Below are 23852 nucleotides of genomic sequence, written 5' to 3' on the forward strand. Positions count from 1 at the left end.
AGCCGTGCGGAGCACCGTAGAGGATTGTTCAACGATCCCTCAATACCTGTGTTGTCTCGTCCTGGTGTCTGCGATTGAATTCCGGGCATGGCAGAGCAGCTGACGGGACTGGCCGGCGACCGTGTCCTCCTGGGCCGCACGAGTACCGCGGAGCGGGTCTCCGACATCCTCAGGAACCGCATCAGCGAGGGGTACTTCCCGCCCGGCACCCGGCTCTCGGAGGACGGCATCGGCGGGGCGCTCGGGGTCTCCCGCAACACCCTGCGCGAGGCGTTCCGGCTGCTCACGCACGAGCGCCTGCTGGTCCACGAGCTCAACCGGGGTGTGTTCGTACGGGTGCTGACGGTGGAGGACGTCGAGGACATCTACCGCACGCGGTCCCTCGTCGAGTGCGCCGTGGTGCGCGGCCTGGGCGAACCGCCGTACCCGCTCGACGGGATGGCCGCCGCGGTCGCCGAGGGGGAGCGGGCGGCCGTCGAGAACGACTGGAAAGCGGTGGGTACGGCCAACATCCACTTCCACCGCGAACTGGTCGCCCTCGCCGGAAGCGAACGCACCGACGAGCTGATGCGCAGCGTCTTCGCCGAACTGCGGCTCGCCTTCCACGTCGTGGACGACCAGCGCCGGCTGCACGAGCCGTACCTCGCCCGCAACCGCGAGCTCCTGCGCACCCTGCAGGACGGCGACCGCCGCGCGGCGGAGCGGCAGCTTCGGACCTACCTCGCCGAGTCCCTGGAGCGGATCGTCGAGGTGTACCGGCGGCGGGTGGGCGAGGAGAGCGCCCCGTAGCGGAGCGGGCCGCGCGGGCGGCCGCGGACGGCCGCGGACGGCCGCGGAGGGCCCGCACCCGGGCACGCGGACCGCGGCGCCCGGCCCGCCCGGCGGCGCCGGTCCACGCCGTTTGGGTCGATGTCAGACCGAGGACCTAGGCTGTGCAACGTGACTTCACCTGCATCGACGGACCCTGCTCCGTCCCAGCTCAGCGCGGGGCCGCGCCCTGCTTCGGGCCCGGCCGCCGACGAGGGGCTGGCGCGTCGGCTGCGCGCGCTCGCCTGCACCGCGCCGCTGCACGATCTCGACGCGCGCAAGGCCAACCTGGCCGGCGAGTACTCGGTGTACGGAATGGCCGAAGTGGCGCTGGCCGCCATCGACCTGGTCACGCTGAACATGGACTTCGACACGGGCGCCGACCACGAGGAGATCGTGGCCCGGCTGGTGCCGCGGATCGCCGCCCAGGCCCCGCACCGGCCCGCCGCCGAGCACGAGCGCGTGGCCCGCTGGGTCCTGGAGAACCTCATCAACGTGGGCAGCGTGGACCGCGGGTTCCGCGCCGTCTACGGCACGTTCGCCCCGGACGGCACGTACGTCCGCCGGGACTACGACTTCAAGCTGATCGAGGAGGTGCCCGGCCCCGGCGGCACGGTCTACCTGCGCACCACGGACGAGGCGGTCAACGTCCTGGTCGGAGCCCTCGACACCGACGTCACCAGCGCCCAGATCGCCGCCGAGGTCAAGCTGGAGGTACTGATCAGCCGCGGCCGGCTCGCCGACGCCCAGCTCGCCGCCGAGCAGGCCCGCTACCGCACGGTGCAGTACTCCGAGACGCTCCGCCGCGCCCTGGAGGCCACCCGGCGCAACGTCCGCGCGGTCGACTGGCTCAACGCCGTCCCCGACATGATCGCCGAGGCCCTGGACCACGTGGCCGAGCGCTACCGCCACGAGAACGCCATCCTCACCAACATCCGCAAGGCACGCGACGAGACCGAGGACCCGGAGCACAAGCGCCGCGCCGCCGAACTCGTCGACATCGTCAAGGACTGCATCCGCCGGCACACCCAGCTCCAGTCGCGCTTGCTGGAGGCGGGACCGCTGTTCCGCGCCGAACAGGACCGGCAGGCCTTCGCCGCGCCGGCGGCGACGGCCGGGATCGACCTCTACGGCCATCTCGTCGCCCCCGTCCTGCCGCTGCCCGTGGAGCAGGCGATCCGGGTCACGGACGCGTTCTTCGCGCGCGGCACGGGACTGCGGACGCCGGTGTCCGTCCGCGTCGCGGACCTCGTGGAGATCCTCCTGACACCGCCCGTCGAACGCGAGCACCTGGGCGCGGAGATGCCCGAGCCGGACCTCATCGCGACCCCGGACGACAGCCGGTTCAGCGAGGAGCAGCTGGCCGCGGCGCAGGAGCTGCTGGACCTGCCGGCGGACGCGCCGAGAAGACTTTCGGGGCTGCTCGCCGAGGCCCGCCGGACCGGTGACCCGGACCTGGCCTACCTGGTGGCGCTGCTGGCCGTCCACGCGGCCAGCCCGGCCGTCGGCACCGCCTACCGGCAGGGCGAGGAGAAGCTGCTGTTCGCCGTGGACGACGGGACCGAACTGGACGACCCGGAGTTCGGTGGCGCGGACCTGATCGTCGGCACCGCCCTGCTCGATGCGGCCGGCATGGCCGCCGACAGGGCGGAAGCGGCGTGAGGCCCCGGCCGGCCGGCGGGCGCGGACCCGCGGCGGCCGCCCGCGCCCCGCGGCCGGGCCGCGCACCGGCGCGGCACGCCCCCCAGGACGTCCTTCCTGCCCCCAGTTTCGAGATCGAGGAGTTGTGTCCGTGAGCGAGCACGTCGAGTGGAGTGAGGCGGAGCCTTCCGCGCCGTCGGCATCCGCCGCCGTCACCCCCGCCGACGCCGCCGACGCGGCGCGGCTCGTCGCCTTCGGGCTGCAGCCCAAACTGCAGCCCGCGCGCGACCAGGAGTACACCGAGCTGCTGCGCCGCTACCGCGACGACCCGGCCTTCGCCCGGCTCGCGGACGCCGTCGCCACCGGTCTGGGACTCGTCGTGCTCGAAGTGTCCCCGCGCGCCGGAATGGCCGTGACCGCCGCGGAGGACTCCGTCTTCGCCGTCCGCATGGGGGACTACGCGCGTCGCACCGCCGCCGACTCCGGGGACCGCTTCCTGCACGGACTCGCCCATCTCGCCGTCGCCGCGCTGGCGTTCCCGCGCCCGGAGGACCTCGCCGACGACACCTACATCGGCCGCGTGACCGTCAACGGCGTCGACGCCTTCGTCCGGCAGGCCTGCCGCCGCCTGGAGGAACGCGCCGAGGAGCAGGGCGAGAACACCGACCCGGCGACCGACGCGCCCGGCCTGGAGGCCGCCTGGCGGATCTGGGCCCGGCGCAGCGCCACCGGCGCCACCAAGGACGCCCGCCGGCCGGCCGCCTCCACCACCGGCATCGTGGCGAAGGCCCTGGCCTTCCTCACCGACTCGGGCTTCCTGCAGCGCACCGGCGACGACAACGGCGGCACCTACCGCACCACGGCCCGCTACCAGCTCCAGGTCCGCGACATGGCCGGCAGCGCCGCCCTGGCCGAGCTGCTGGAACTGGGCGTCGTCCCGGTGACCGACGGCACGGCCACCCTGCTGCCCGCGGAGGACACCGACGACCTGGACCTGGTCGCCGACGCCGGACTGCCGTTCCACGCGCCCTCGCACCCCTGATCACCCCCCCAGCACCGCCGCACCTGAACCGCCAGAACCGCCAGAACCGCCAGAACTGCCAGAAGACTGACGAGAGTCCGCCATGTACGAGCTGTCCCGGGTCCGCCTCTACTCCATCGGTCCCGCCGGTGCGCGCTACGCCGACACCGTGCTTGACCTGCGAGGTGTCGGTGAGCCCGTGCCCGACCCGGCGCCCACGCAGGCGGAGTTCTTCGCGGAGGAGCCGTCCGGCCCGCCCCGCCGGCCCGCGCCCGCGGGCGTGCTGTTCCTGGAGAACGGCGGCGGCAAGTCCGTCCTGCTCAAGCTGATCTTCTCGGTGATGCTGCCGGGCCACCGCAACACCCTCGGCGGCGCCAGCTCCGGCGTGCTGCGCAAGTTCCTGCTCGCCGACGACTGCGGGCATGTGGCCCTGGAGTGGCAGCACGTGCTGACCGGCGAGTGCGTGGTCGTCGGCAAGGTCAGCGAGTGGCGCGGGCGGCAGGTCTCCAACGACCCGCGCAAGTTCGCCGAGGCCTGGTACTCCTTCCGGCCCGGACCCGGCCTCAGCCTGGACAACCTGCCCGTCGCCGAGTCCACCGCCGTCCGGCCGCCCGCCGAGGGCGCCTCCGGGGCGCAGGGCCGCCGCCGCACCATGAAGGGCTTCCGCGACGCCCTCATGGAGGCCGGCAAGGCCTACCCGCACCTGGAGGTGCACTGGGAAGAGATCCACGAGCGCTGGACCGAGCACCTCGGCGAGCTCGGCCTCGACCCCGAACTCTTCCGCTACCAGCGCGAGATGAACGCCGACGAGGGCGAGGCGGCCGGCCTCTTCGCGGTCAAGAAGGACTCCGACTTCACCGACCTGCTGCTGCGCGCGGTCACCGACACCCGCGACACCGACGGACTCGCCGACCTCGTCAGCGGCTTCGGCAACAAGCTCGGCCGGCGCGCCGAACTGATCGCCGAGCGCGACTTCACCGCCGGCTCCGTCGACCTGCTCGGCCGGATCGTGGAGGCCGCCGAGGCGCGCTCACGCGCACGCGACGTGCACGCCGGCGCCGAGCGCCGCACCCGCACGCTGGCCCGGCGGCTGTCCGCGCGGGCCGTGCAGGAGCGGGTCCGCGCCGCCGACCTCGCCCAGCGGGTCACGGCCGCCGCGTACGCCGTCACGCACTCCGAGGGCGCGCGGGAGCGCAGCGCCCTGATCGCCGCCGAACTGGCCTACCGGCACGCCTCCCTGGCCCTCGCCGCCGCCGAGAAGTCCGCCGCCGCGCAGAAGCGCGAGCTGGCGGACGCCCGCACCCTGCACGCGGCCTGGCAGGCCGCCGAGGCCGTGCTGCGCCACCGCGCCGCCGCCGACCGCGTCGCGCGCGTGTCCGCCGCCATCCAGGAGGCCGAACGGGACGCCGCCCCCGCGCTCGCCGCCCGCGCCAAGGCCGCCGTCGACCTCGTACGGGCCCTGCACGCCGCCGCCGAGAGCGCCGAGGCCCTCGCCAACGAGGAGGAGGAGCGCTCCGCCGCCCTCCAGGAGGTCAGCGACAGCGCCTACCGCGACTCCACCGCCGCCGCCACCGACGCCCAGCGCGCCCGCAGCGAGGCCGGACACCTGCGCCAGCGGCTCGCCGAGGTCGAGCAGGAGACCGCCGAGGCGGTCCGCGCGGGCTGGCTCGACGACAGCGCCCCGGACGCCGACCCGGCCCGGGCCGCGCTCGCCGCCAGCGACGCCGAGAAGACCGCCGTCGCCGCCTGGGACGCGGCCCGCGAAGCCGCCCGCAAGGCCACCGAGCACGCGCGCGAGGCGGCCGCCGCCGAGGCCCGCGCGGAGCTGACCGCGGCCCGTGCGGCCGACGCGGCGACCGCCGCCGAGCGCGCCTACCAGGCCGAGCGCCGCCTGGCCGAGTCGCTGGCCGCCGAGGAGCGCCTCGCCGAGCTGCTGAGCCTGCCGGGCGCGGCGGCCGCGGCCCGCGTGCCCGGCCCCCGCAGCGGCGCGGACGACGCGGCCCCGGCCCCCACGAGCACCTCCCGCCCCCTCGGCGAGGGACCGCTCGGCCCCGAGGACCTCGACCGCTTCGCCGACGAGCTGCGCGCACTGCTCGACGACGCCGTCTCGACCGCCGAACGGCACCTGTTCGACCTGCGTACGGCCGCCGCCGACGACGCCCGCATCCTCGGCGCCCTCGGTGACGGCGGACTGCTGCCGCCCGGCCCCGACGTGCTGGCCACCGTCGAGTTCCTCGGCGAGCACGGCATCCCGGCGCTGCCCGGCTGGCGCTACCTCGCTCAGGCCGTCGACCCCGCCGACCACGCGCGCGTGCTCGCCGCCCGCCCCGAACTGGTCGACGGTGTGATCATCACCGATCCGGACACGCACGCGCGTGCCCGCGAGGCGCTGAGCGACGCCGCGCTGCTGCCCCGGTCCGCCGTCGCCGTCGGCACCGCCGCCGCCCTGCTCGCCCCGACCCCCGCCGACGACGCCGGCGCCGGGGACGTCTTCCTCGTGCCGCCGAACCCGGCCATGCACGACGAGCACGCCGCCGACGAGGAGCGCCAGGCCCTGCGCGAACGCGCCATGCAGCGCGACGAGGAGATCCGCGCCCTCGCCGCCCGCCTCGGCAAGGACCGCGAACTGGCCGCCCGGCTCGCCTCCTGGCGGACCGGCTGCCCCGCCGGACGCCTCACCGAACTCGCCCGCGCCGCCCAGGAGGCCCGCGCGTTCGCCGAGGAGGCCGAGGCCGAGCTCGCCGAGGCACGGACCGTGCGCGCGGAGGCCGACGAGCAGGCCGCCGAGGCCACACAGCTGCGCGACGAACGGCAGGAGGCCGCGCAGAAGGCCCGCCGTGCCGCCGACGCCCTCGCCGGCCTCGCCCACCGGCTCCGCGAGCGCGCCGGCTGGCAGGCGAAGCTGCGCGAACTCGCCGACGAGGCCGCCGAGTCCGAGGCCCGCGCCCAGTCCTGCCTGGAACGCGCCCGCGCGGCCGACGAGGACCGCCGCGCCGCCCAGCGCGCCGCCGACGACGCCCGCCGCACCGCCCGCGCCCTGCGCGCCGAGCGCTCCGAGATCGCCGGCGCCCCCGACGACCTGCCGGCCGAGGACGCGGACGCGCCCAAGGCGTCCCTGCCCGCGCTCCGCGAGGCCTACCGGACCGCCTCCCAGGTGTACGAGAAGGTCGGCGTCGGCGCCGATCTGCGGGCCGAGCAGGCCCGCGCGGAGAGCGACGAGAGCGCCGCCCGCGCCGAACTGGACCGGCTCAGCAACAAGGTCCGCACCCGCGCCGAGCAGCTGCTGCAGTCGCCCGACGGCTCCGACGGCCCCTCCCGGCAGGCCGCCGCCGCCCGCGCGGAGGAGCTGGTGCATCTCCTGGAGACCCGGATGTCGTCCGCGAGCGAGCAGCTCGGCCGGCTGCGCGGCGAGGCCGAGCGGCTCGCCCCCGAGGACGGCGAGGCGCACACCGAGCTGCCCGGGGAACTCGTCCCGCGCGACGCGGAGCACGCCCAGGCGCTGCTGCGCACCGCGACGGCCGAGCTCGCCGCCCGCACCGAGGCGCTCGCCGAGGCCCGCGAGGCGCACGCCGGGCTGCAGGAGGCCCACCGCGCCGCCGAGGACGCGGCCGGCGGCTTCGACGAGATCGCCGCCATGCTCCGCGACCTGCTGCGCGAGCACACCCCCGAGGAGGAGCAGGAGGAGCAGGAGCCGTACCCCGGCACCCTGGAGGAGGCCCGGCAGTCCGCCGCCGAGGCGCGCCGCTCGCTGCGCGGCTGCGCCGCCGACCTGTCCGCCGCCGAGGCGGCCGTGCGCGAGGCGAGCGACGTCCTCGTTCGGCACGCCAACTCCACGCGCTACGAGCAGGTCCGCACCCCCGCGCGGCAGCAGATCCGCGAGCTGCCCGCCTCCGCCCTGCCCGAGCACGCCCAGAAGTGGGCGGACGCCTTCGCGCCCCGGCTGCGGGTCCTCACCGACGAACTGGCCCAGCTCGAGCGCAACCGCGACTCGATCGTGGACCGGCTGCGCGGCCTGGTGGAGTCGGCCCTGGCGACGCTCAGGTCCGCCCAGCGGCTCTCCCGGCTGCCGGAGGGGCTCGGCGAGTGGTCCGGCCAGGAGTTCCTGCGCATCCGTTTCGAGGAGCCGGACCAGGCCACGCTCACCGAACGGCTCGGCGAGGTCGTCGACGAGGCGACGCGCGCGGCCGTGAAGAAGAACAGCGACCTGCGCCGGGACGGCATGTCCCTGCTGCTGCGGGGGGTCGCGGCGGCGCTGCAGCCCAAGGGCGTGGCCGTCGAGATCCTCAAGCCGGACGCGGTCCTGCGCGCCGAGCGGGTCCCCGTCGGCCAGATGGGCGACGTGTTCTCCGGCGGCCAGCTGCTCACCGCCGCCATCGCCCTGTACTGCACGATGGCCGCGCTGCGCTCCAACGACCGGGGCCGCGACAAGCACCGGCACGCGGGCACCCTGTTCCTGGACAACCCCATCGGCCGCGCCAACGCCACCTACCTGCTGGAGCTGCAGCGAGCCGTCTCCGACGCGCTGGGCGTGCAGCTGCTGTACACCACCGGCCTGTTCGACACGACCGCCCTCGCCGAGTTCCCGCTGGTGATCCGCCTGCGCAACGACGCGGATCTCCGGGCGGGCCTGAAGTACATCAGTGTGGAGGAGCATCTGCGGCCCGGGCTGCCGCCGCAGCCCCAGCCGGGGGAGACGGTGCACAGCGAGATCACGGCGACGCGCATGTTCAAGCGCCCGGCGCCCGCGGCCCACTGAGCGGGGGCGGATCCGTGACCGCCCCGCTGCCGTGAGCGTCCGGACCCGCGGGGCGAGGGAAAAAACGGGTGAGCAACCGGCCTTTCCCCGGAGTAGGTTCGGACCCGGTCAGTCGTCCGAAGAGAGGAACGCAGCCTTGCGCACGCCTTACCGTCGTCTGACGACCGTTCTCGGGACAGCCGCGGCCTCCGTGTCGGTGATCGTTCTGGGCATCGCCCCGGCACGGGCCGACGGCAACGTCTTCCGGGCCTACAACGCACTCACCTCGCCCACGGCGGAGACCGAGTTCGCCCAGGACGGCGAGACCCTCACCGCCCTCGACCTGAAGAAGGACGGCCACGGGACCGCCGCCCAGTGGCGCTACAACGCCGGCTCGCCGACCCACTCGTACTACAACGGCAACGGCTACGCCGTCCCCAAGAACTGGGACCTGTCCTTCGCGGAGGGCACCACCCTGCAGATCCGCGCCTGCCTGCAGGACACGTCCAGCGGCACGCCGTACAGCTGCGGCGGCTGGGAGTACGCCCAGGCCTGACCGCAAGAGCACGACGAGGGACACGCAGGGGCGGGCCTCCGGGCCCGCCTCCACGCGTGTGCCCTCCCCGAACGTGAGGCGGCCCCGCCGCGGTGCCGCCGGTTCGTCCCGCCGGCTCCGGTCCGCGGGGACGGGTGCCGCCGGACGCGGCCGCCTCAGGGGTGCGACAGCTGCCCGGCGCCGCCCCGCCGGCGTATCCGCTCCTGCTCGCGCGCGGCGGCCCGCTCCCGGCGCCGGCGGGCGCGGCGCTCGCGACGCAGGGCGCGGGCCGTGCTGCTGGGCTCGGAGACCACGCCGTACCGCTGGTTCCACACCTGGCGGGTCACCCACACGTCCACCACCGCCCAGGTGGCCACCACGGTGCTCACCACGCTGCTGATCACCATGGGGAACGCCAGCCAGGACCCGGCCATCGTGCACAGAAAGGCCACCATGGCCTGGATCAGCGTCACCGCGATGACCAGAACCGCCCGCACCGCCGCCGTACGCACCGGATCGGGCAGCGGATGCCGGCGTGCGGGCTCCTCCACCCACAACGGCCGGGATATCCGCTGCCGTTCCTCGTCGCCGGGCCCCCCGGCGCCCCGCCGTGCCGCAGCGTGGCGCACCGGTACCTCCCCGCCCGGTCGCGCCTGCGAGCGCCCCGCCGCGCTCCCCTCCGGCGCCCCGCGCCGCTCCGCCGTGTCCATCACCGTGTCACTCCCCACCGCCGACAGACCGCTCGCCCCGATGCCCGAAGACCCCGGCTCCCCAGTGAACTGCCCGGCTTGCGCTGATTCACGCCGCCGGGGTGCGGGATGCGGCTCCTGTGGCCCATTCCGCCCCCATCTCCCGAAGACAAGGACGAACGGGACCGCCCGAAGATTCCCACCGGTGGAAAGAATCCAGCCAACCGCCCCTTCCCGGGACCGCGGCGGCGCGGGCACGGGCGCCCCGGATCGCGGCGGCAATCTCCCGCAATGCCCGGACAACTCGTCATCTCTCGCCACCGGTGCGGAAGTTCGCGCTCCGGACATGTCTTCGAGTTAACTGTGCGGCGGTAGTAGGCTCGCGCCGTTTGTTGACGCACATGTGTCCCCCGGCCGGCGGGGGTCGAGCTGGGGGAGGCCATGCGCTTTCGCGGGAAGTCGATCCGCCGGAAGATCGTGGCGCTGCTTCTCGTGCCGCTGGTGTCCCTGACCGCGGTCTGGGGCGTCGCCACGGTGTCGACGGGACGTGAGGTCACCCGGCTCTTCCGCGTGTCCGGCATCGTGCAGGGCATCGGCCGCCCCGCCGAGGACGCCGTCCGAGGCCTGCAGCAGGAACGCCGCCAGGCCCTCGTCTACCTCGCCGACCCGCGCGCGGCCGACGCCCTCTCCGCACTGCGCCGCACCCGCACCGCCACCGACCGCTCCCTCGCCGAGATCCGTGAGAACGCGAAGAAGCGGGACGTCGTCGACGGCATGGACGACGACGACCGCGAGCGTCTCACCATGGTCCTGGACGCCTTCGACGGCCTCGGCTCCCTGCGCCGCGGCGTCGCGGCGCGTACGGTCAGCCGCGCCCAGGCCCTCGACCGCTACAACCGCCTCGTCGACCCCTGCCTGACCTTGCTGGCCTCCCTCGACGGCGTCGACAGCGTGGAGCTGGACAAGCAGGCCCGCGCCCTCGTCAACCTCGCCCGAGCCCGCGAACTGCTCTCCCGCGAGGACGCGCTGCTCGGCTCCGCCCTGGTGGTGGGCACGCTGTCGAACGACGAGACCCGCACCGTCTCCGACCTCGTCGCCCAGCGCGACCTGCTGTACGACATCAGCCTGCCGCTGCTGCCCGCCTCCGACCGCGACCGGTACGAACGCTTCTGGCAGAACGCCACCGCCGCCCCGCTGCGCACGGCCGAACAGTCCGTCGTCCGCACGCAGTCCGGGACCGTGCGCGGCCTCACCGCGCAGAGCTGGGACGCGGCCGCGGCGAGCGTCCTCGACAAGCTCGGCGCCCTCGACGACGAGGCGGGCGACCGGTTCCGGGACCGCCTGCGGCCCGTGGCCGGCGGCGTGGTCGTCCAGGCGGCCGTCGAGGGCGTCCTCGGCCTGGTCGCCCTCCTCCTGTCCGTCGTCCTGTCCGTGCGCGTCGGCCGCAGCCTCATCCGCGACCTGCGGCAGCTGCGGATGGAGGCGCACGAGGCGTCCGGCGTCCGGCTGCCGAGCGTGATGCGCCGGCTGTCCGCGGGGGAGCAGGTCGACGTCGAGACCGAGGTGCCGCGCCTGGAGTACGACAAGAACGAGATCGGCGAGGTGGGCCAGGCCCTCAACACCCTGCAGCGTGCCGCCGTCGAGGCCGCCGTCAAGCAGGCCGAGCTGCGGGCCGGTGTCTCCGAGGTCTTCGTCAACCTCGCCCGCCGCAGCCAGGTCCTGCTCCACAAGCAGCTCACCCTGCTCGACAGCATGGAGCGCAGGACCGAGGACACCGACGAACTCGCCGACCTGTTCCGCCTGGACCACCTCACCACCCGTATGCGCCGCCACGCCGAGGGCCTGGTCATCCTCTCCGGCGCCGCACCCTCGCGGCAGTGGCGCCGGCCCGTGCAGCTGATGGACGTGGTCCGCGCGGCGGTCGCCGAGGTCGAGGACTACGAGCGCATCGAGGTCCGCCGGCTGCCGCGGGTCGCCGTCACCGGCCCCGCCGTCGCCGACCTCACCCACCTCGTGGCCGAACTCCTGGAGAACGCCACGGTGTTCTCGCCCCCGCACACCGCCGTCCAGGTGGTCGGCGAGCGGGTCGCCAACGGGTTCACCCTGGAGATCCACGACCGGGGCCTCGGGATGACCGCCGAGGCGCTGCTGGACGCCAATCTGCGCCTCGCCGAGACCCCGGAGTTCGAGCTCTCCGACACCGACCGGCTCGGCCTGTTCGTGGTCAGCCGCCTCGCCCAGCGGCAGAACGTCCGCGTCTCCCTGCAGCCCTCGCCGTACGGCGGCACCACCGCCGTGGTGTTCATCCCCGACGCCCTGCTCACCGACGACGTCCCGGACACCGACGGCGCCGGATTCCGGCTGGACCGGCACCGCACGGCGAAGGGCGCCGAGCAGCCGGCGAGCCGGACCGCCGGACGGACCCCGGGGCCGCTGCAACTGCCCGGCCTGCCGACCTCCCTGCTGGACGGCCCGGTCGAACTGGAGGCGCCCGTCGACCTCGACGCCCTGGAGGACTTCCCCGGCGCCCTCGAGGACGCGGACAGCGAGCGCGGCGGACTGTTCCGCGCCCGCCGGACCCGCCCGGACGCCGACGACCGGACGGCCGCGCCGGATGCCGACCGCCTCGGGCGGGACGGGACCGGCGACCGCGGACCGGTGCCCCTGCCGCGACGGCAGACGCCCAAGCTGGTCAGCTCGCACGGCAAGCCGGTCACCGACCAGCGGTCCCGCCGCGGCGAACCGGACCGGCAGCCCTCCCTCGCGTCCCGCCGCCCGGACCCGGACGGCCCGGCCCCGCTGCCCGCCCGCCGCCGCGGTCCGGCCGCCCGGCACCCCGGCGGCCTCGCCGACCGAGCCGACCGAGCCGACCGAGCCGACCGAGCCGAGGAGCGTCCGGCGACCCCGGCGGCCGGCGCCGACGGGACACCCGAGGCCCCGGAGCCGCCCCGGCGGACCCGGCCCGGTGAGCCCCGCACCGGCGGCCCGGGCGAGCGGGCGCCGCGCGGCGGCACGGCCGCCCCCGCCGACGGCCCGGCCGCGGAACCGGGCGCCGGGCCGCTGCCCAGGCGGGTACGCCAGGCCAGCCTGGCCCCCCAGCTCAAGCAGGACCCCGAACCGCGCGCCCGGCGCGCGGAGCAGCCCGCCGACCGCGACGCCGAGGAGGTCCGCAGCCGGATGGCCTCCCTCCAGCGCGGCTGGCAGCGCGGACGGGAGGAGAACGCCGCGGGCGACGGGGCCCGTGACGGCACAGCACAAGGAACGACAAAGGGGGACGGTCGATGACCGCACCGAAGGCGACCGGCCGCACGGCGACGAACCAGGGGGAGCTGAACTGGCTCCTGGACGAACTCGTCGACAGGGTCGCCAGCATCCGCAAGGCCCTGATCCTGTCCGGCGACGGACTGCCCACGGGAGTGTCCAAGGACCTGACCAGGGAGGACAGCGAACACCTGGCCGCCGTGGCGTCCGGCTTCCACAGCCTGGCCAAGGGCGTGGGCCGCCACTTCGACGCGGGCAGCGTCCGGCAGACCGTGGTGGAGCTGGACGACGCCTTCCTGTTCGTCACCGCCGCCGGGGACGGCAGCTGCCTCGCCGTCCTCTCGGACGCCGACTCCGACGTCGGACAGGTCGCCTACGAGATGACGCTCCTCGTCAAGCGGGTCGGCGTGCACCTGGGCACCGCCCCGCGCACCGATCTGCCCGCGGGCGGGTAGTGAGAGGGCATGAGCGCAGACGGCCAGACAGGAAACCACTGGTTCGACGACGAGGCCGGCCCGGTCGTCCGTCCGTACGCCATGACGCGCGGCCGCACCACCAGCGCGGGCCAGCACCGCCTCGACCTCATCGCGGTGGTCGCCGCGGAGCCCGGCGCCGGTGACCCGGAGGCGGATCCCGCACTGTCCCCGGAGCACGTGGAGATCGTCGGACTGTGCCGGAAGGCGCCGCAGTCGGTGGCGGAGATCGCCGCGGAACTCGACCTTCCCATCGGTGTGGTCCGCGTTCTCATCGGCGACCTCGTGCACGCGGAGCTCGTCCATGTGACCCGCCCGGTGCCACCGGCCGAGCTGCCGGACGAAAGCATTCTGCGCGACGTCATCAACGGTTTGAGGGCCCTGTGACGGCGCGGACGCGCGGGCCGGGGAGGTGACGGACGGGTCGGCGCCGGCGCCTCCGGGACCGTCCGGCGCCGGCCGGGTGCGGCGGGCCGACGGCACGGCCGCTCACCCGGCGGGCCCCCGGCGGGCCGCCGCACCCGGCGGGCCGCTCACCCGGCGTGCCGGTCCCCGGCCCGCACGGCCCGGCAGAAGGCCGCCGCGCCGCGGGCGCCGCTTCCGCCCGGGAGCGGACGACCGGCACGCAGCTCCCGGCGGCGCACCCCTTCGTCACCCGGTGACGGCGGCCCCGGCCGGCCGTCGCCCGACCCCCTATCAGCAGGAGAAGAGATCGATGATCCTCGGGCGCTCTGAGCGCGGCAAGCCCCCGGTCGAGCCCGTCACGCTCAAGATCCTCGTGGCCGGCGGTTTCGGCGTGGGCAAGACGACCCTCGTCGGCGCGGTCAGCGAGATCAGGCCGCTGCGCACCGAGGAACCGCTCACCGAGGCGGGGCGGCCGGTCGACGACACCACCGGCGTGGAGGGCAAGCGCACCACCACCGTCGCCATGGACTTCGGCCGCATCACCCTGCGCGAGGACCTGGTGCTGTACCTCTTCGGCACGCCCGGGCAGGAGCGGTTCTGGTTCATGTGGGACGAGTTGTCCGAGGGCGCGCTCGGCGCCGTCGTCCTCGCCGACACGCGCCGCCTGGAGGACTGCTTCGCCGCCGTCGACTACTTCGAGCGGCGTTCCATCCCCTTCCTCGTGGGCGTCAACTGCTTCGAGGGAGCAGCCCGTCATCCGGCCGGGGCCGTCCGCAGGGCACTGGACCTGGACGAGGACGTGCCCCTGGTCCTCTGCGACGCCCGCGACCGGGAGTCCGTCAAGGAGGTCCTGATCGGCGTCGTCCAGCACGCGATGAGGCACACGGCCGCCCGCCGCCGCGCCGCCGTCGGCTGACCGGCAGACCCACCACTTCGCTCAGGCCGACGAACGCGGCGGGCACCCCCGCCGACCCGGGTACGGGCCGTGGTCCTCGGTGACGCCCCTGCGCGCCTGCGGGCGACGCCCACCTGCCGTCCTCCCCGTTCCCTTCGTGGAGCAGGCCGAGGCTCCGCCGGAGGCCGCCGGCGGCGGCGAGGCCGGGCCGCCCACCGGTCCCGGCGCTGCTGCCGCGCCGCACCGAGCCCACAGCACGGCCCACGAGCACACGCGGCACACGCGGCACACCGGACGAACGTACGCAGCGCGCAGGACCGGCGCCGCGGTCGTGCCGCGGGCCGCGCGCACCTGCAGGCGGTGCCGGTGAACCGAACGGCCCCGTACCGCGTCGTGGTACACGAGGGTGGCCGGGATCGACGGGGGTGGTCCCGGCCACCCCTCTCCGTGGCCGCCTCCCCGCGCTCCACGGAGGCGCCGCTGACAGAAGACGCGCATCTCGCGATCGGATACAGTCCGCGCGTGTCCGAAAATCAGCGCTCCTACGCCAACTCCGCGCCCGACTCCCACTGTTCGAGCTGCGGAACGCCCTACGGAGAGGGCATTTCCGGCTGGCCCCGCACCTGCCCGTCCTGCGGAGCCGTCGCCTACCGCAACCCGCTGCCGGTCGCGGTCGCGCTCCAGCCCGTGTACGACACCCAGGGCACGGCTCTGGTCGTCATCACCCGGACCGTCGCCCCCGCGCGCGGAGGCACGGCCCTGCCCGGCGGCTTCATCGACCACCGCGAGGACTGGAGGCAGGCCGTCGTACGCGAACTCGCGGAGGAGACCGGCATCGAGGCGGCCGCCCGGGACGTGCGGCTCGCGGACGCCATGAGCTCACCCGACGGCCACCTGCTGCTGTTCGGACTGCTCCCGGAACGCCCGGCCGACGCACTGCCGCCCTCCGCCCGCACGGACGAGACGGAGGGCTGGCACCTGCTGCGCAGACCCGAGGAACTCGCCTTCCCCCTGCACACGGCGGCCGTGCGGGCATGGTTCGAGGGCCGCTACATCTGAGCCGCGCGACTCAGCGCAGCCCCCGCACCCGCACCGGGAAGGGCGGCTCGCCCGCGCCGTCCTCCCCCTCCCGGGTGACCACCACCCGGTCGCCTTGCCGGCGGGCGGCGTAGCGCTCGATCTCCGGTTCCCGCCACCCGTCGCCCGCGTCCTGCACCACCGGTCCGCCCCCCGCGCCCCCGCGCGGGGGCGCCCACACCTCCAGCTCCGTGCCGCCCCCGGCGCCCCGCACCGGCAGCACCGCTCCCGCGCGCGCGAACACCGGTATCCGCGACAGGGGCGCGTCCGCCCAGATCCGGGCCGGGCCCTCGTGGGCCTCCTCCGTCACCGTGTCGTACCAGCGGCCCCGCGGCAGCCGCACCGCACGCCGGCCCGCACCGGGACCCAGCACCGGGGCCACCAGCAGCGCGTCACCGAGCAGGAACGCGTCCTCGCAGTCGCGCAGCGCCCGGTCCTCCGGCGCCCCCCACCACACCGGCCGCACGCAGGGCGCGCCGGTCCGCCGCGCCAGATGCGCCAGCGTCACCAGGTACGGCAGCAGGCGCCGGCGTTCGAGCAGCGCCGCGCGCGCGTGCTCCAGCACCTCGGCCCCGGACCCCTGGGGCTCCCCGCTCACCGCCGGGCCGCCACGGGTGCGCAGCACCGGGAGATACGCGGCGAGCTGCAGCCACCGCAGGTACAGCTCCGGCGCCACCACGCCGTCGGGGCCGCCCACGTCCGGCCCCGAGAACGGCACCCCGCACAGTCCGAGCCCCAGCACCAGCGACAGCGACGCCCGCAGTCCCGGCCACCCCGCCGCCACGCCGCCCCCCGACCAGGTGCCGCCGTACCGCTGCTGCCCCGCCCAGCCCGAGCGGGAGAACACGAAGGGCCGCTCGCCGGGCGGCAGCGCGCGCAGGCCCTCGTGGCCCGCCCGGGCCATGCACAGCGCGTACACGTTGTGCGCCTCCCGGTGGTCGCCGCCGCGCCCCTCCAGCGCGTGCCGGGCCGAGCGCGGCAGCGTGGGCTCGCCGAAGGCGGCGGACGACGCCGGCTCGTTCCCGTCGTACCAGAACCCCGAGAACCCCTGCCCCAGCCGCTCCTCGTGGAGCGCGCCCCACCACGCGCGCACCCCCGCGTCGGTGAAGTCCGGGAACACCGACTCGCCGGCCTCCGTCACTCCCCGCACGACCCGGCCCCGCGCGTCCCGCACGAACGCGTCCACGGCCGCACCGCTGTCGTACACGCCGCCGCCCGGCTCCGCCCGCACCGCCGGAGAGACGACCGACACCAGCCGGATCCCGTCCCGGCGCAGTTCGTCCGCCAGCACCGGCAGCTTGGGGTAACGCTCCTGATCGACGCTGAACTCCCGCCGCCCCTCACTCACTTCGTCGCCGAGGTGCACGGCGTCCAGCGGCAGTCCGCGCTCCTGGTGGTCCGCGACGACCCGGCGCACCTCCTGCTCGCCGTCCAGGCCCCGCGGCGCGTGATGGTGGCCCAGCGCCCACACGGGCGGCAGCGCGGGCGCCCCGGTCAGCGAGGCCCACGTGTGCAGCACCCGCGCGGGCGTGCCGACCATCACCCAGCAGCGCAGCGGACCGCCGTCCATCCGCAGCTCGGAGCACCCCGGACGGTCATGACCGGACCCGGCGCCCTCCTCGCCCTCCCGCAGGAGCACGGTCCCGTCCCAGGTGGTGTCGTGGAACATCAGGTGCGTACCGGCGTCCGCCACCACCAGCTGCACCGGCATCGTCAGGCGCGGCGGGTCGCCACCGGGCCCGGACGCCCGGCCCGGACCGGTGTTCCACAGCCGGTACGCGCCGTCGCGCAGCCGGGGCCCGGACGCGTGCCCGCCCAGGCCGAAGAACCGCGCGTCCGCCGCCACCTGCGACCGCTGCGTCCACCGGGCCGTGCCCCCGCCGACCGGCTCCCACCACCGCGGCGGCAGGTCCCGCCGCAGCGTCACCCCGCCGGGCGTGCACACCTCAACCGCGCCGTGCCGCGAGACGCCGACCGTCACCCGCTCGGCCACCACCCGCCAGCCGCCGTCCTTGTCCGGTTCCAGCACCGCACGCGCATCCGGCTCGGGGCCGCTCCCGGCGAGCGCGTACGACGGCTGCGGGCCCGCCCCGTCCCACCCCCAGAAGACGGCCCCGTTCACCGCGACGACGATCCGCAGCTCGGAGCGCGCGAACCGGAGCACCCCGCCCCCGGGGCCCGGCTCCGCACCCTGCACCTGCCCCGGCACCCGGGCCCGCTCGGGACCCCGCGGCGGCAGCCCCGCGGCGTCGGCACGCCACCTGCGCCATGCGGCACGCAGGGCGCGCACCTGCCGCGCCGTCCTCCCCGCACCGACCCCACCCACCGAACGCACCAGGTCACGACCGTCCATGCCGCTCACCCTGCCACTGAGCACCCCGCCCGGGCGTGTCGTTCAACTGCCGTTCACCCACGCCAGGCCCACATCTTCACGACACGGACTATGTGGGGCGGACCCTGGTGCGGAAGTCGATCACATGGCATCGTCCGTGTCAGCCGCGTCACGCGCACACCCCAGCCCGTGCGCGGACCGACGCCCACGAAGCGCACAGCCCGGGAGCCGCCCCATGTCGAACGCGAACCCCCAGCCGCTCTGGCAGCCCGATCCCGAGCGGATCGCCCAGGCCCGCATCACCCGGTTCCAGGCATGGGCCGCCGACCATCACGGCGCCCCGGCCGAGGGAGGCTATCCGGCCCTGCACCGGTGGTCCGTGGACCAGCCGGACGCCTTCTGGAAAGCCGTCACCGAGTGGTTCGACGTCCGCTTCTCCACCCCCTACGCGCGCGTGCTCGGCGACCGCGCCATGCCCGGCGCCCAGTGGTTCCCCGGAGCCACCCTCAACTACGCCGAACACGCTCTGCGCGCCGCGGCCGACCGCGCGGACGAACCCGCGCTGCTGCACGTGGACGAGACCCACGAACCACGCCCCGTGACCTGGTCCGAGCTGCGCCGCCAGGTGGGCTCCCTGGCCGCCGCCCTCAGGTCCCTCGGCGTCCGCCCCGGCGACCGCGTCAGCGGCTACCTGCCCAACATCCCGCAGGCCGTCGTCGCCCTCCTCGCCACGGCCTGCGTCGGCGCCGTATGGACCTCCTGCGCGCCCGACTTCGGCGCCCGCAGCGTCCTCGACCGCTTCCAGCAGGTCGAGCCGGTCGTCCTGTTCGCCGTCGACGGCTACCGCTACGGCGGCAAGGAGCACGACCGCCGCGGGACCGTCGCCGAGCTGCGCCGTGAACTGCCCACCCTGCGCGCCGTCGTCCACATCCCGCTGCTGGGCGGCGAGGCGCCCGACGGCGCACTGGAGTGGTCGTCGCTGACGGCCGGGGACACCGAGCCGGTCTTCGAGCAGGTGCCCTTCGACCACCCCCTGTGGGTGCTGTACTCCTCCGGCACCACCGGCCTGCCCAAGGCCATCGTCCAGTCGCAGGGCGGCATCCTCGTCGAACACCTCAAGCAGCTCGGCCTGCACTGCGACCTCGGCCCCGGGGACCGCTTCTTCTGGTACACCTCGACCGGCTGGATGATGTGGAACTTCCTCGTCTCCGGCCTGCTCACCGGCACCACGATCGTCCTGTACGACGGCAGCCCCGGCCACCCGGACACGGGCGCCCAGTGGCGGGTCGCCGAACGCACCGGAGCCACCCTCTACGGCACCTCCGCCGCCTACGTGATGGCCTGCCGCAAGGCGGGCGTCCACCCGGCCCGCGACCACGACCTCACCAAGGTGCGGTGCGTCGCCACCACCGGCTCCCCCCTGCCGCCCGACGGCTTCCGCTGGCTGCACGACGAGGTCCGCGACGACCTGTGGATCGCCTCCGTCAGCGGCGGCACGGACGTGTGCTCCTGCTTCGCCGGCGCCGTGCCCACCCTCCCGGTGTACACCGGCGAACTCCAGGCGCCCTGCCTCGGCACCGACCTGCAGTCCTGGGACCCCAGCGGCAAGCCCCTCGTCGACGAGGTCGGCGAACTGGTCGTCACCAACCCCATGCCGTCCATGCCGATCCGCTTCTGGAACGACCCCGACGGCCGCCGCTACCACGACAGCTACTTCGACACCTACCCCGGCGTCTGGCGCCACGGCGACTGGATCACCGTCACCTCGCGCGGGACGGTGATCATCCACGGCCGCTCCGACTCCACCCTCAACCGCCAGGGCGTCCGCATGGGCTCCGCCGACATCTACGAGGTCGTCGAGCGCCTGCCCGAGATCAGGGAGTCCCTCGTCATCGGCGTCGAACAGCCCGACGGCGGCTACTGGATGCCGCTGTTCGTGCACCTCGCACCGGGCGCCGCCCTCGACGAGGCGCTCCGGAACCGGATCAAGCAGGCCATCCGCGAACAGCTCTCCCCGCGCCACGTCCCCGACGAGATCATCGAAGTGCCCGGCATCCCGCACACCCTGACCGGCAAGCGCATCGAGGTCCCGGTGAAGCGCCTCCTGCAAGGGACCCCGCGGGAGAAGGCGGTCAACCCCGGCTCCATCGACGACCTGACCCTGCTCGCCTTCTACGAGGAACTGGCCCGCAAGCGCGCCTGACCCGGCCCGGAAGAACACGCTCCGCACACGGCCCCGGACCCCTGCCGCACCACGCGGCACCGTCCGGGGCCCACCCGAACGCCCCCTACGACCTGCGCAGAAGAGCCGACCGCCGGGTCCGCGCCTCCCGCCGACACCCCCACTGTCAGTGCCGTCCATTACTGTGAGTGAGCATTGATCGACTGCGCATTTGGGGGAGACATGGCGCACACCGACCACCGGACCATGCGACGCGCCCTGCACCGCGAGATCGCCGGCACCCTCGGGGTCCTCACCGACGAACACGACTTCCGTGCCATGCGGCGCTACCGCAGCTTCGCCTTCGACGACCACGCCGCCTACCTCCGGCAGGTGGAGGCCGTCCTGGAGACCCGCGCCGCCCAGGGAGCGCACACCACGCTCGCGCTCTTCGACCCCGAGGACTACGCCGCGTACTGCGCGGACGCCGGCCTCGACCCGGAAGCCGCGGCCAGCCGCACCCGCTTCACCGCGGAACTCGCGGCCACCGGCCCCACCGTCCCCTACGACGGCCGCCCGCTCGCCGTCCTCCTGTCCGACCTCGTGGACGCGGCGGTACGCCAGGCCACCTGGGAGTACGCCACCACCCTCCTCACCCGCCTCGGCCCCTGCGCCGGCTGCGGCGAGGACATCGGCAGGGCGGCCTTCACCCGCGCCTCCGACCTCCTGGGCCGCATCCTCGACACCGCACCGCCCGGCGACCGCCATCTGGTCTGCACCGTCTCCGGATCACCGGACACCCTGGTCGCCGTCCTCCACGGCGATCAGGATGCCGACGGCGCGACCCGCCTCGACGAGGCCGAGGCCCTGGAGTTCACCAGCGTCCTCGCCCTGGGCCTCGCCACCCGCAGCCCCGGCGGCCTCGTCATCCGCACCACCGCCACCGGCACACCGGACCGCGTCTACGGCTGGCGTCTGCGCCGCGGCGCCCTCGAACCCCTGACCGCGTCCGAGGTCTTCGACGCCTACTGCACCGACGTCGAGTCCGGCGAGCTCATCTCCCCGGAGTCCGGCGTCGACTACCGCGAACCCCCCGACCTGGGCGAGGACACCACGGCACCGGGCCACCGCCACTGACGCACCGGGCCACCGCCACCGAGCGCAAGGGCACCCGGACACAGCAGGGGCGCCCCACCCGAAGGCGGGGCGCCCCTGGACCGGACGCCGTGCAGACGCCGCTTGCGGCTACTCGCCGGACAGCACCGCCTGAGCGGCGCTGCGCGCCTCCTCGGCGCTGTCCGTCGCACGCGCCGCCGCCGCGGCGCGCTCGCACTGGGCCAGCGTGTACTTCGCCAGCGTGGACCGCACGTACGGAATGGACGCCGCGCCCATGGACAGGGAGGTGACACCGAGACCGGTCAGCACACAGGCCAGCAGCGGGTCGGACGCCGCCTCGCCGCACACCCCGCAGCTTTTGCCCTCGGCCCTGGCCGCCTCGGCGGCCAGCGCGACCAGGTCGAGCAGCGCCGGCTGCCACGGGTCCTGCAGCCGCGACACCGCACCGACCTGCCGGTCGGCGGCGAAGGTGTACTGCGCGAGGTCGTTGGTCCCCAGCGACAGGAACTCGACCTCCCGCAGGATCGAACGCGCCCGCAGCGCGGCCGACGGGATCTCGACCATCGCGCCGAACTTCGCCCGCAGCCCCGCTTCCCGGCAGGCGTCCGCGAAGGCCTTCGCGTCCTTGCGGTCCGCCACCATCGGCGCCATGACCTCCAGGTGGACCGGCAGCCCCTCCGCCGCCTTCGCCAGCGCGGTCAGCTGCGTGCGCAGCACCTCGGGGTGGTCCAGCAGGGTCCGCAGCCCCCGCACGCCGAGCGCGGGGTTCGGCTCGTCCGCCGGCGTCAGGAAGTCCAGCGGCTTGTCCGCACCCGCGTCCAGCACCCGCACGACCACTCGGCCCTCGGGGAACGCCTCCAGCACCTGCCGGTAGGCCTCCACCTGCTTCTCCTCGGAAGGAGCGTTCTTGCTGTCGTCCAGGAACAGGAACTCGGTACGGAACAGACCGACGCCCTCGGCGCCGGCCTCCACCGCCGCAGGCACGTCCGCGGGCCCGCCCACGTTGGCCAGCAGCGGCACCTTGTGCCCGTCCGCAGTCACCCCGGGCCCGGTCGACGCGGCCAGCGCCGCCCTGCGCGCGGCCGCCGCGGCCTCCAGCTCGGCCTTCTTCCCGTCGCTCGGGTTCACGAAGACATCGCCGGTGCTGCCGTCCACGGCGATCACCGTGCCCTCGGCGAGCTCGACGGCACCGGGCAGCGCCACGACGGCCGGCACCCCCAGCGCCCGCGCCAGGATGGCGCTGTGACTGGTCGGACCGCCCTCCTCGGTCACGAAGCCGAGCACCAGCGACGGGTCCAGCAGAGCCGTGTCGGCAGGCGCCAGATCCCGGGCCACGAGCACATAGGGCTCGTCGCTGTCCGGGACGCCCGGCATCGGAACGCCCAGCAGGCGGGCGACGATCCGGTTCCGCACGTCGTCCAGGTCGGCCACCCGCCCGGCGAGGTACTCGCCGGCACCGGCCAGCAGCTCCCGGTACGCCGCGAACGCGTCGTACACCGCGCGCTCGGCGGTGCTGCCGACGGCGATCCTCCGGTTCACGTCCGCCATCAGCTCGGGGTCCTGCGCCATCATGGCCTGCGCCTCGAGGACGGCCTGCGCCTCGCCCCCCGCGAGGTTGCCGCGCGCCGTGAGGTCCGCGGCCACGGCGTCGACGGCCTGCCGCGCCCGCCCCTGCTCGCGCTCCGCCTCCTCGGCGGGGATCTGCTTGGCCGGCGGCTCCAGCACCGCCGTGCCCATGTGCCGGACCTCGCCGATCGCCACGCCATGGCTCACGCCGACGCCTCGCAGCGTTGTCTCCATCTCACCCGTCTCCGATAGTGCGGCGGGCTCCGCCGCCGCGGTGGTTGTCCTGTCCGCCGTCCCGGGACGGCGCTGCGTCACTTCCAGGAGAAGAGGCTGTCGCCGGTCTTCACGTCACCGCTGTCACGGAGATCGGAGAGGGACTCGGCGGTGGCTTCGAGCGCGACGACCGGGCACACCGGGGACTTGCCGGCGGCCTCGACGGCGGAGGGGTCCCAGCGCACGATGCTCTGGCCGCGGGACACGGTGTCGCCCTTGTCGACGAGCAGCTCGAAGCCCTCGCCGTTCAGCTGGACGGTGTCGATGCCGAGATGGGTGAGCACGCCGTGGCCGCTCTCGTCCACCACGACGAACGCGTGCGGATGGAGGGAAACGATGACGCCGTCCACGGGTGCGACGGCCTCGGAGGGCTCCCGCACGGGGTCGATGGCGGTTCCCGGGCCGACCATGGCCCCGGAGAAGACCGGATCCGGCACCGCGGCCAGTCCGATGGCCCGACCAGCAAGAGGGGACGTCACGGTGGTCATGGGAAGCCTCCCAGCAGTGGAGCCGCACTGAGCAGCAGGGTATGTCAAGCGAAGTGGTGGTTCCGGACAGAAGCTACCAGCTAGTGGTCTAGACCACCAACCCAGCAGATTTGCACCGTCTTCCGGGCTCCGTGTACAGTCGTACTCCTGCAGGGGGCCGAGCGGCGTGCAACAACGTCCTGGCCCGGCAGCAACCAACTCATCAGATCCTATCTCTGGATCTTCTTCTGCGTGCTCGCAGGGGGCGGTCGGAGACACGGAAAAAGCCTGGTAGAGTTTGAAACACCGAAGGGAAGCGCCCGGAGGAAAGCCCGAGAGGGTGAGTACGAAGGAAGCGACCGTTCCTTGAGAACTCAACAGCGTGCCAAAAATCAACG

The 23852-nt window shown here is 74.8% G+C and carries 16 protein-coding genes; 12 read left to right on the top strand and 4 right to left on the bottom strand.

Annotated elements, in window-relative coordinates; translation table 11 throughout:
* Nucleotides 1-87: 87 nt before the first annotated feature.
* The 5 genes from ABZ261_RS10805 (at nt 88) to ABZ261_RS10825 (ending at nt 8760) form a co-directional block, all read left to right on the top strand.
* On the top strand, nt 88-789 hold the full coding sequence (locus ABZ261_RS10805) for a GntR family transcriptional regulator (RefSeq protein WP_356857535.1): 702 nt from the start codon (nt 88-90) through the stop codon (nt 787-789).
* A 150-nt stretch (nt 790-939) separates the two neighbouring features.
* The gene (locus ABZ261_RS10810) at nt 940-2469 is read left to right on the top strand and encodes a hypothetical protein (RefSeq protein WP_356857537.1); all 1530 of its coding nucleotides are present in this window, start codon (nt 940-942) and stop codon (nt 2467-2469) included.
* 130 nt (nt 2470-2599) lie between these two features.
* Complete coding sequence (locus tag ABZ261_RS10815) at nt 2600-3490, top strand: hypothetical protein (RefSeq protein WP_356857539.1); 891 nt, start codon at nt 2600-2602, stop codon at nt 3488-3490.
* Between the two features lie 82 nt (nt 3491-3572).
* Nucleotides 3573-8225 (top strand): hypothetical protein, encoded by a 4653-nt coding sequence (locus ABZ261_RS10820; RefSeq protein WP_356857541.1) that lies wholly within the window; start codon nt 3573-3575, stop codon nt 8223-8225.
* A 136-nt stretch (nt 8226-8361) separates the two neighbouring features.
* Nucleotides 8362-8760 (top strand): hypothetical protein, encoded by a 399-nt coding sequence (locus ABZ261_RS10825; protein ID WP_356857543.1) that lies wholly within the window; start codon nt 8362-8364, stop codon nt 8758-8760.
* A 155-nt stretch (nt 8761-8915) separates the two neighbouring features.
* Here the strand turns inward: ABZ261_RS10825 and ABZ261_RS10830 are convergent, their stop codons facing one another.
* Entirely contained in the window at nt 8916-9449 is a 534-nt protein-coding gene (locus ABZ261_RS10830) for a hypothetical protein (protein WP_356857545.1), read from the bottom strand.
* 420 nt (nt 9450-9869) lie between these two features.
* On the opposite strand from ABZ261_RS10830, the gene ABZ261_RS10835 reads away from it, so the two are divergent.
* The 5 genes from ABZ261_RS10835 to ABZ261_RS10855 all read left to right on the top strand — a co-directional run bounded on the left by ABZ261_RS10835 (nt 9870) and on the right by ABZ261_RS10855 (nt 15521).
* Complete coding sequence (locus ABZ261_RS10835) at nt 9870-12713, top strand: nitrate- and nitrite sensing domain-containing protein (protein WP_356857547.1); 2844 nt, start codon at nt 9870-9872, stop codon at nt 12711-12713.
* Nucleotides 12710-13144 (top strand): roadblock/LC7 domain-containing protein, encoded by a 435-nt coding sequence (locus ABZ261_RS10840; protein WP_356857549.1) that lies wholly within the window; start codon nt 12710-12712, stop codon nt 13142-13144. Before ABZ261_RS10835 ends, ABZ261_RS10840 begins: the two co-directional genes overlap by 4 nt.
* 9 nt (nt 13145-13153) lie before the next feature.
* Complete coding sequence (locus ABZ261_RS10845) at nt 13154-13549, top strand: DUF742 domain-containing protein (protein ID WP_356857551.1); 396 nt, start codon at nt 13154-13156, stop codon at nt 13547-13549.
* A gap of 328 nt (nt 13550-13877) precedes the next feature.
* Nucleotides 13878-14483, top strand: a complete 606-nt coding sequence (locus tag ABZ261_RS10850) for an ATP/GTP-binding protein (protein ID WP_356857553.1) — start codon at nt 13878-13880, stop codon at nt 14481-14483.
* 501 nt (nt 14484-14984) lie between these two features.
* Nucleotides 14985-15521: an NUDIX domain-containing protein gene (locus ABZ261_RS10855; RefSeq protein ID WP_356857555.1), complete on the top strand. Its 537-nt coding sequence runs from the start codon at nt 14985-14987 to the stop codon at nt 15519-15521.
* Nucleotides 15522-15531: 10 nt separating this feature from the next.
* Here the strand turns inward: ABZ261_RS10855 and ABZ261_RS10860 are convergent, their stop codons facing one another.
* Nucleotides 15532-17892, bottom strand: coding sequence for a glycoside hydrolase family 31 protein (locus tag ABZ261_RS10860; RefSeq protein ID WP_356857557.1), 2361 nt, complete (start codon nt 17890-17892; stop codon nt 15532-15534).
* Nucleotides 17893-18106: 214 nt separating this feature from the next.
* Between ABZ261_RS10860 and ABZ261_RS10865 the strand changes: the two genes are divergently transcribed.
* Nucleotides 18107-20074 (top strand): acetoacetate--CoA ligase, encoded by a 1968-nt coding sequence (locus tag ABZ261_RS10865; protein ID WP_356857559.1) that lies wholly within the window; start codon nt 18107-18109, stop codon nt 20072-20074.
* A 201-nt stretch (nt 20075-20275) separates the two neighbouring features.
* Nucleotides 20276-21169 (top strand): hypothetical protein, encoded by an 894-nt coding sequence (locus tag ABZ261_RS10870; protein WP_356857561.1) that lies wholly within the window; start codon nt 20276-20278, stop codon nt 21167-21169.
* A gap of 108 nt (nt 21170-21277) precedes the next feature.
* Here the strand turns inward: ABZ261_RS10870 and ptsP are convergent, their stop codons facing one another.
* Nucleotides 21278-22948, bottom strand: coding sequence for a phosphoenolpyruvate--protein phosphotransferase (ptsP, locus tag ABZ261_RS10875; RefSeq protein WP_356857563.1), 1671 nt, complete (start codon nt 22946-22948; stop codon nt 21278-21280).
* Nucleotides 22949-23025: 77 nt separating this feature from the next.
* A complete protein-coding gene (locus tag ABZ261_RS10880; RefSeq protein WP_356857565.1) occupies nt 23026-23475 on the bottom strand; it encodes a PTS glucose transporter subunit IIA in 450 nt (149 codons plus the stop codon).
* Between the last annotated feature and the right edge of the window lie 377 nt (nt 23476-23852).

Source organism: Streptomyces sp. NPDC006193, assembly GCF_040613915.1.
Classification (GTDB): Bacteria; Actinomycetota; Actinomycetes; order Streptomycetales; family Streptomycetaceae; genus Streptomyces.

What these genes read in the sequence shown, in the direction of transcription:
- ABZ261_RS10865 (WP_356857559.1), top strand. Translation starts at nt 18,107, where the DNA reads ATGTCGAACGCGAACCCCCAGCCGCTCTGGCAGCCCGATCCCGAGCGG.
- ptsP (WP_356857563.1), bottom strand. Translation starts at nt 22,948, where the DNA reads ATGGAGACAACGCTGCGAGGCGTCGGCGTGAGCCATGGCGTGGCGATC.
- ABZ261_RS10860 (WP_356857557.1), bottom strand. Translation starts at nt 17,892, where the DNA reads ATGGACGGTCGTGACCTGGTGCGTTCGGTGGGTGGGGTCGGTGCGGGG.
- ABZ261_RS10805 (WP_356857535.1), top strand. Translation starts at nt 88, where the DNA reads ATGGCAGAGCAGCTGACGGGACTGGCCGGCGACCGTGTCCTCCTGGGC.
- ABZ261_RS10820 (WP_356857541.1), top strand. Translation starts at nt 3,573, where the DNA reads ATGTACGAGCTGTCCCGGGTCCGCCTCTACTCCATCGGTCCCGCCGGT.
- ABZ261_RS10850 (WP_356857553.1), top strand. Translation starts at nt 13,878, where the DNA reads ATGATCCTCGGGCGCTCTGAGCGCGGCAAGCCCCCGGTCGAGCCCGTC.
- ABZ261_RS10830 (WP_356857545.1), bottom strand. Translation starts at nt 9,449, where the DNA reads ATGGACACGGCGGAGCGGCGCGGGGCGCCGGAGGGGAGCGCGGCGGGG.
- ABZ261_RS10845 (WP_356857551.1), top strand. Translation starts at nt 13,154, where the DNA reads ATGAGCGCAGACGGCCAGACAGGAAACCACTGGTTCGACGACGAGGCC.
- ABZ261_RS10880 (WP_356857565.1), bottom strand. Translation starts at nt 23,475, where the DNA reads ATGACCACCGTGACGTCCCCTCTTGCTGGTCGGGCCATCGGACTGGCC.
- ABZ261_RS10840 (WP_356857549.1), top strand. Translation starts at nt 12,710, where the DNA reads ATGACCGCACCGAAGGCGACCGGCCGCACGGCGACGAACCAGGGGGAG.
- ABZ261_RS10835 (WP_356857547.1), top strand. Translation starts at nt 9,870, where the DNA reads ATGCGCTTTCGCGGGAAGTCGATCCGCCGGAAGATCGTGGCGCTGCTT.
- ABZ261_RS10870 (WP_356857561.1), top strand. Translation starts at nt 20,276, where the DNA reads ATGGCGCACACCGACCACCGGACCATGCGACGCGCCCTGCACCGCGAG.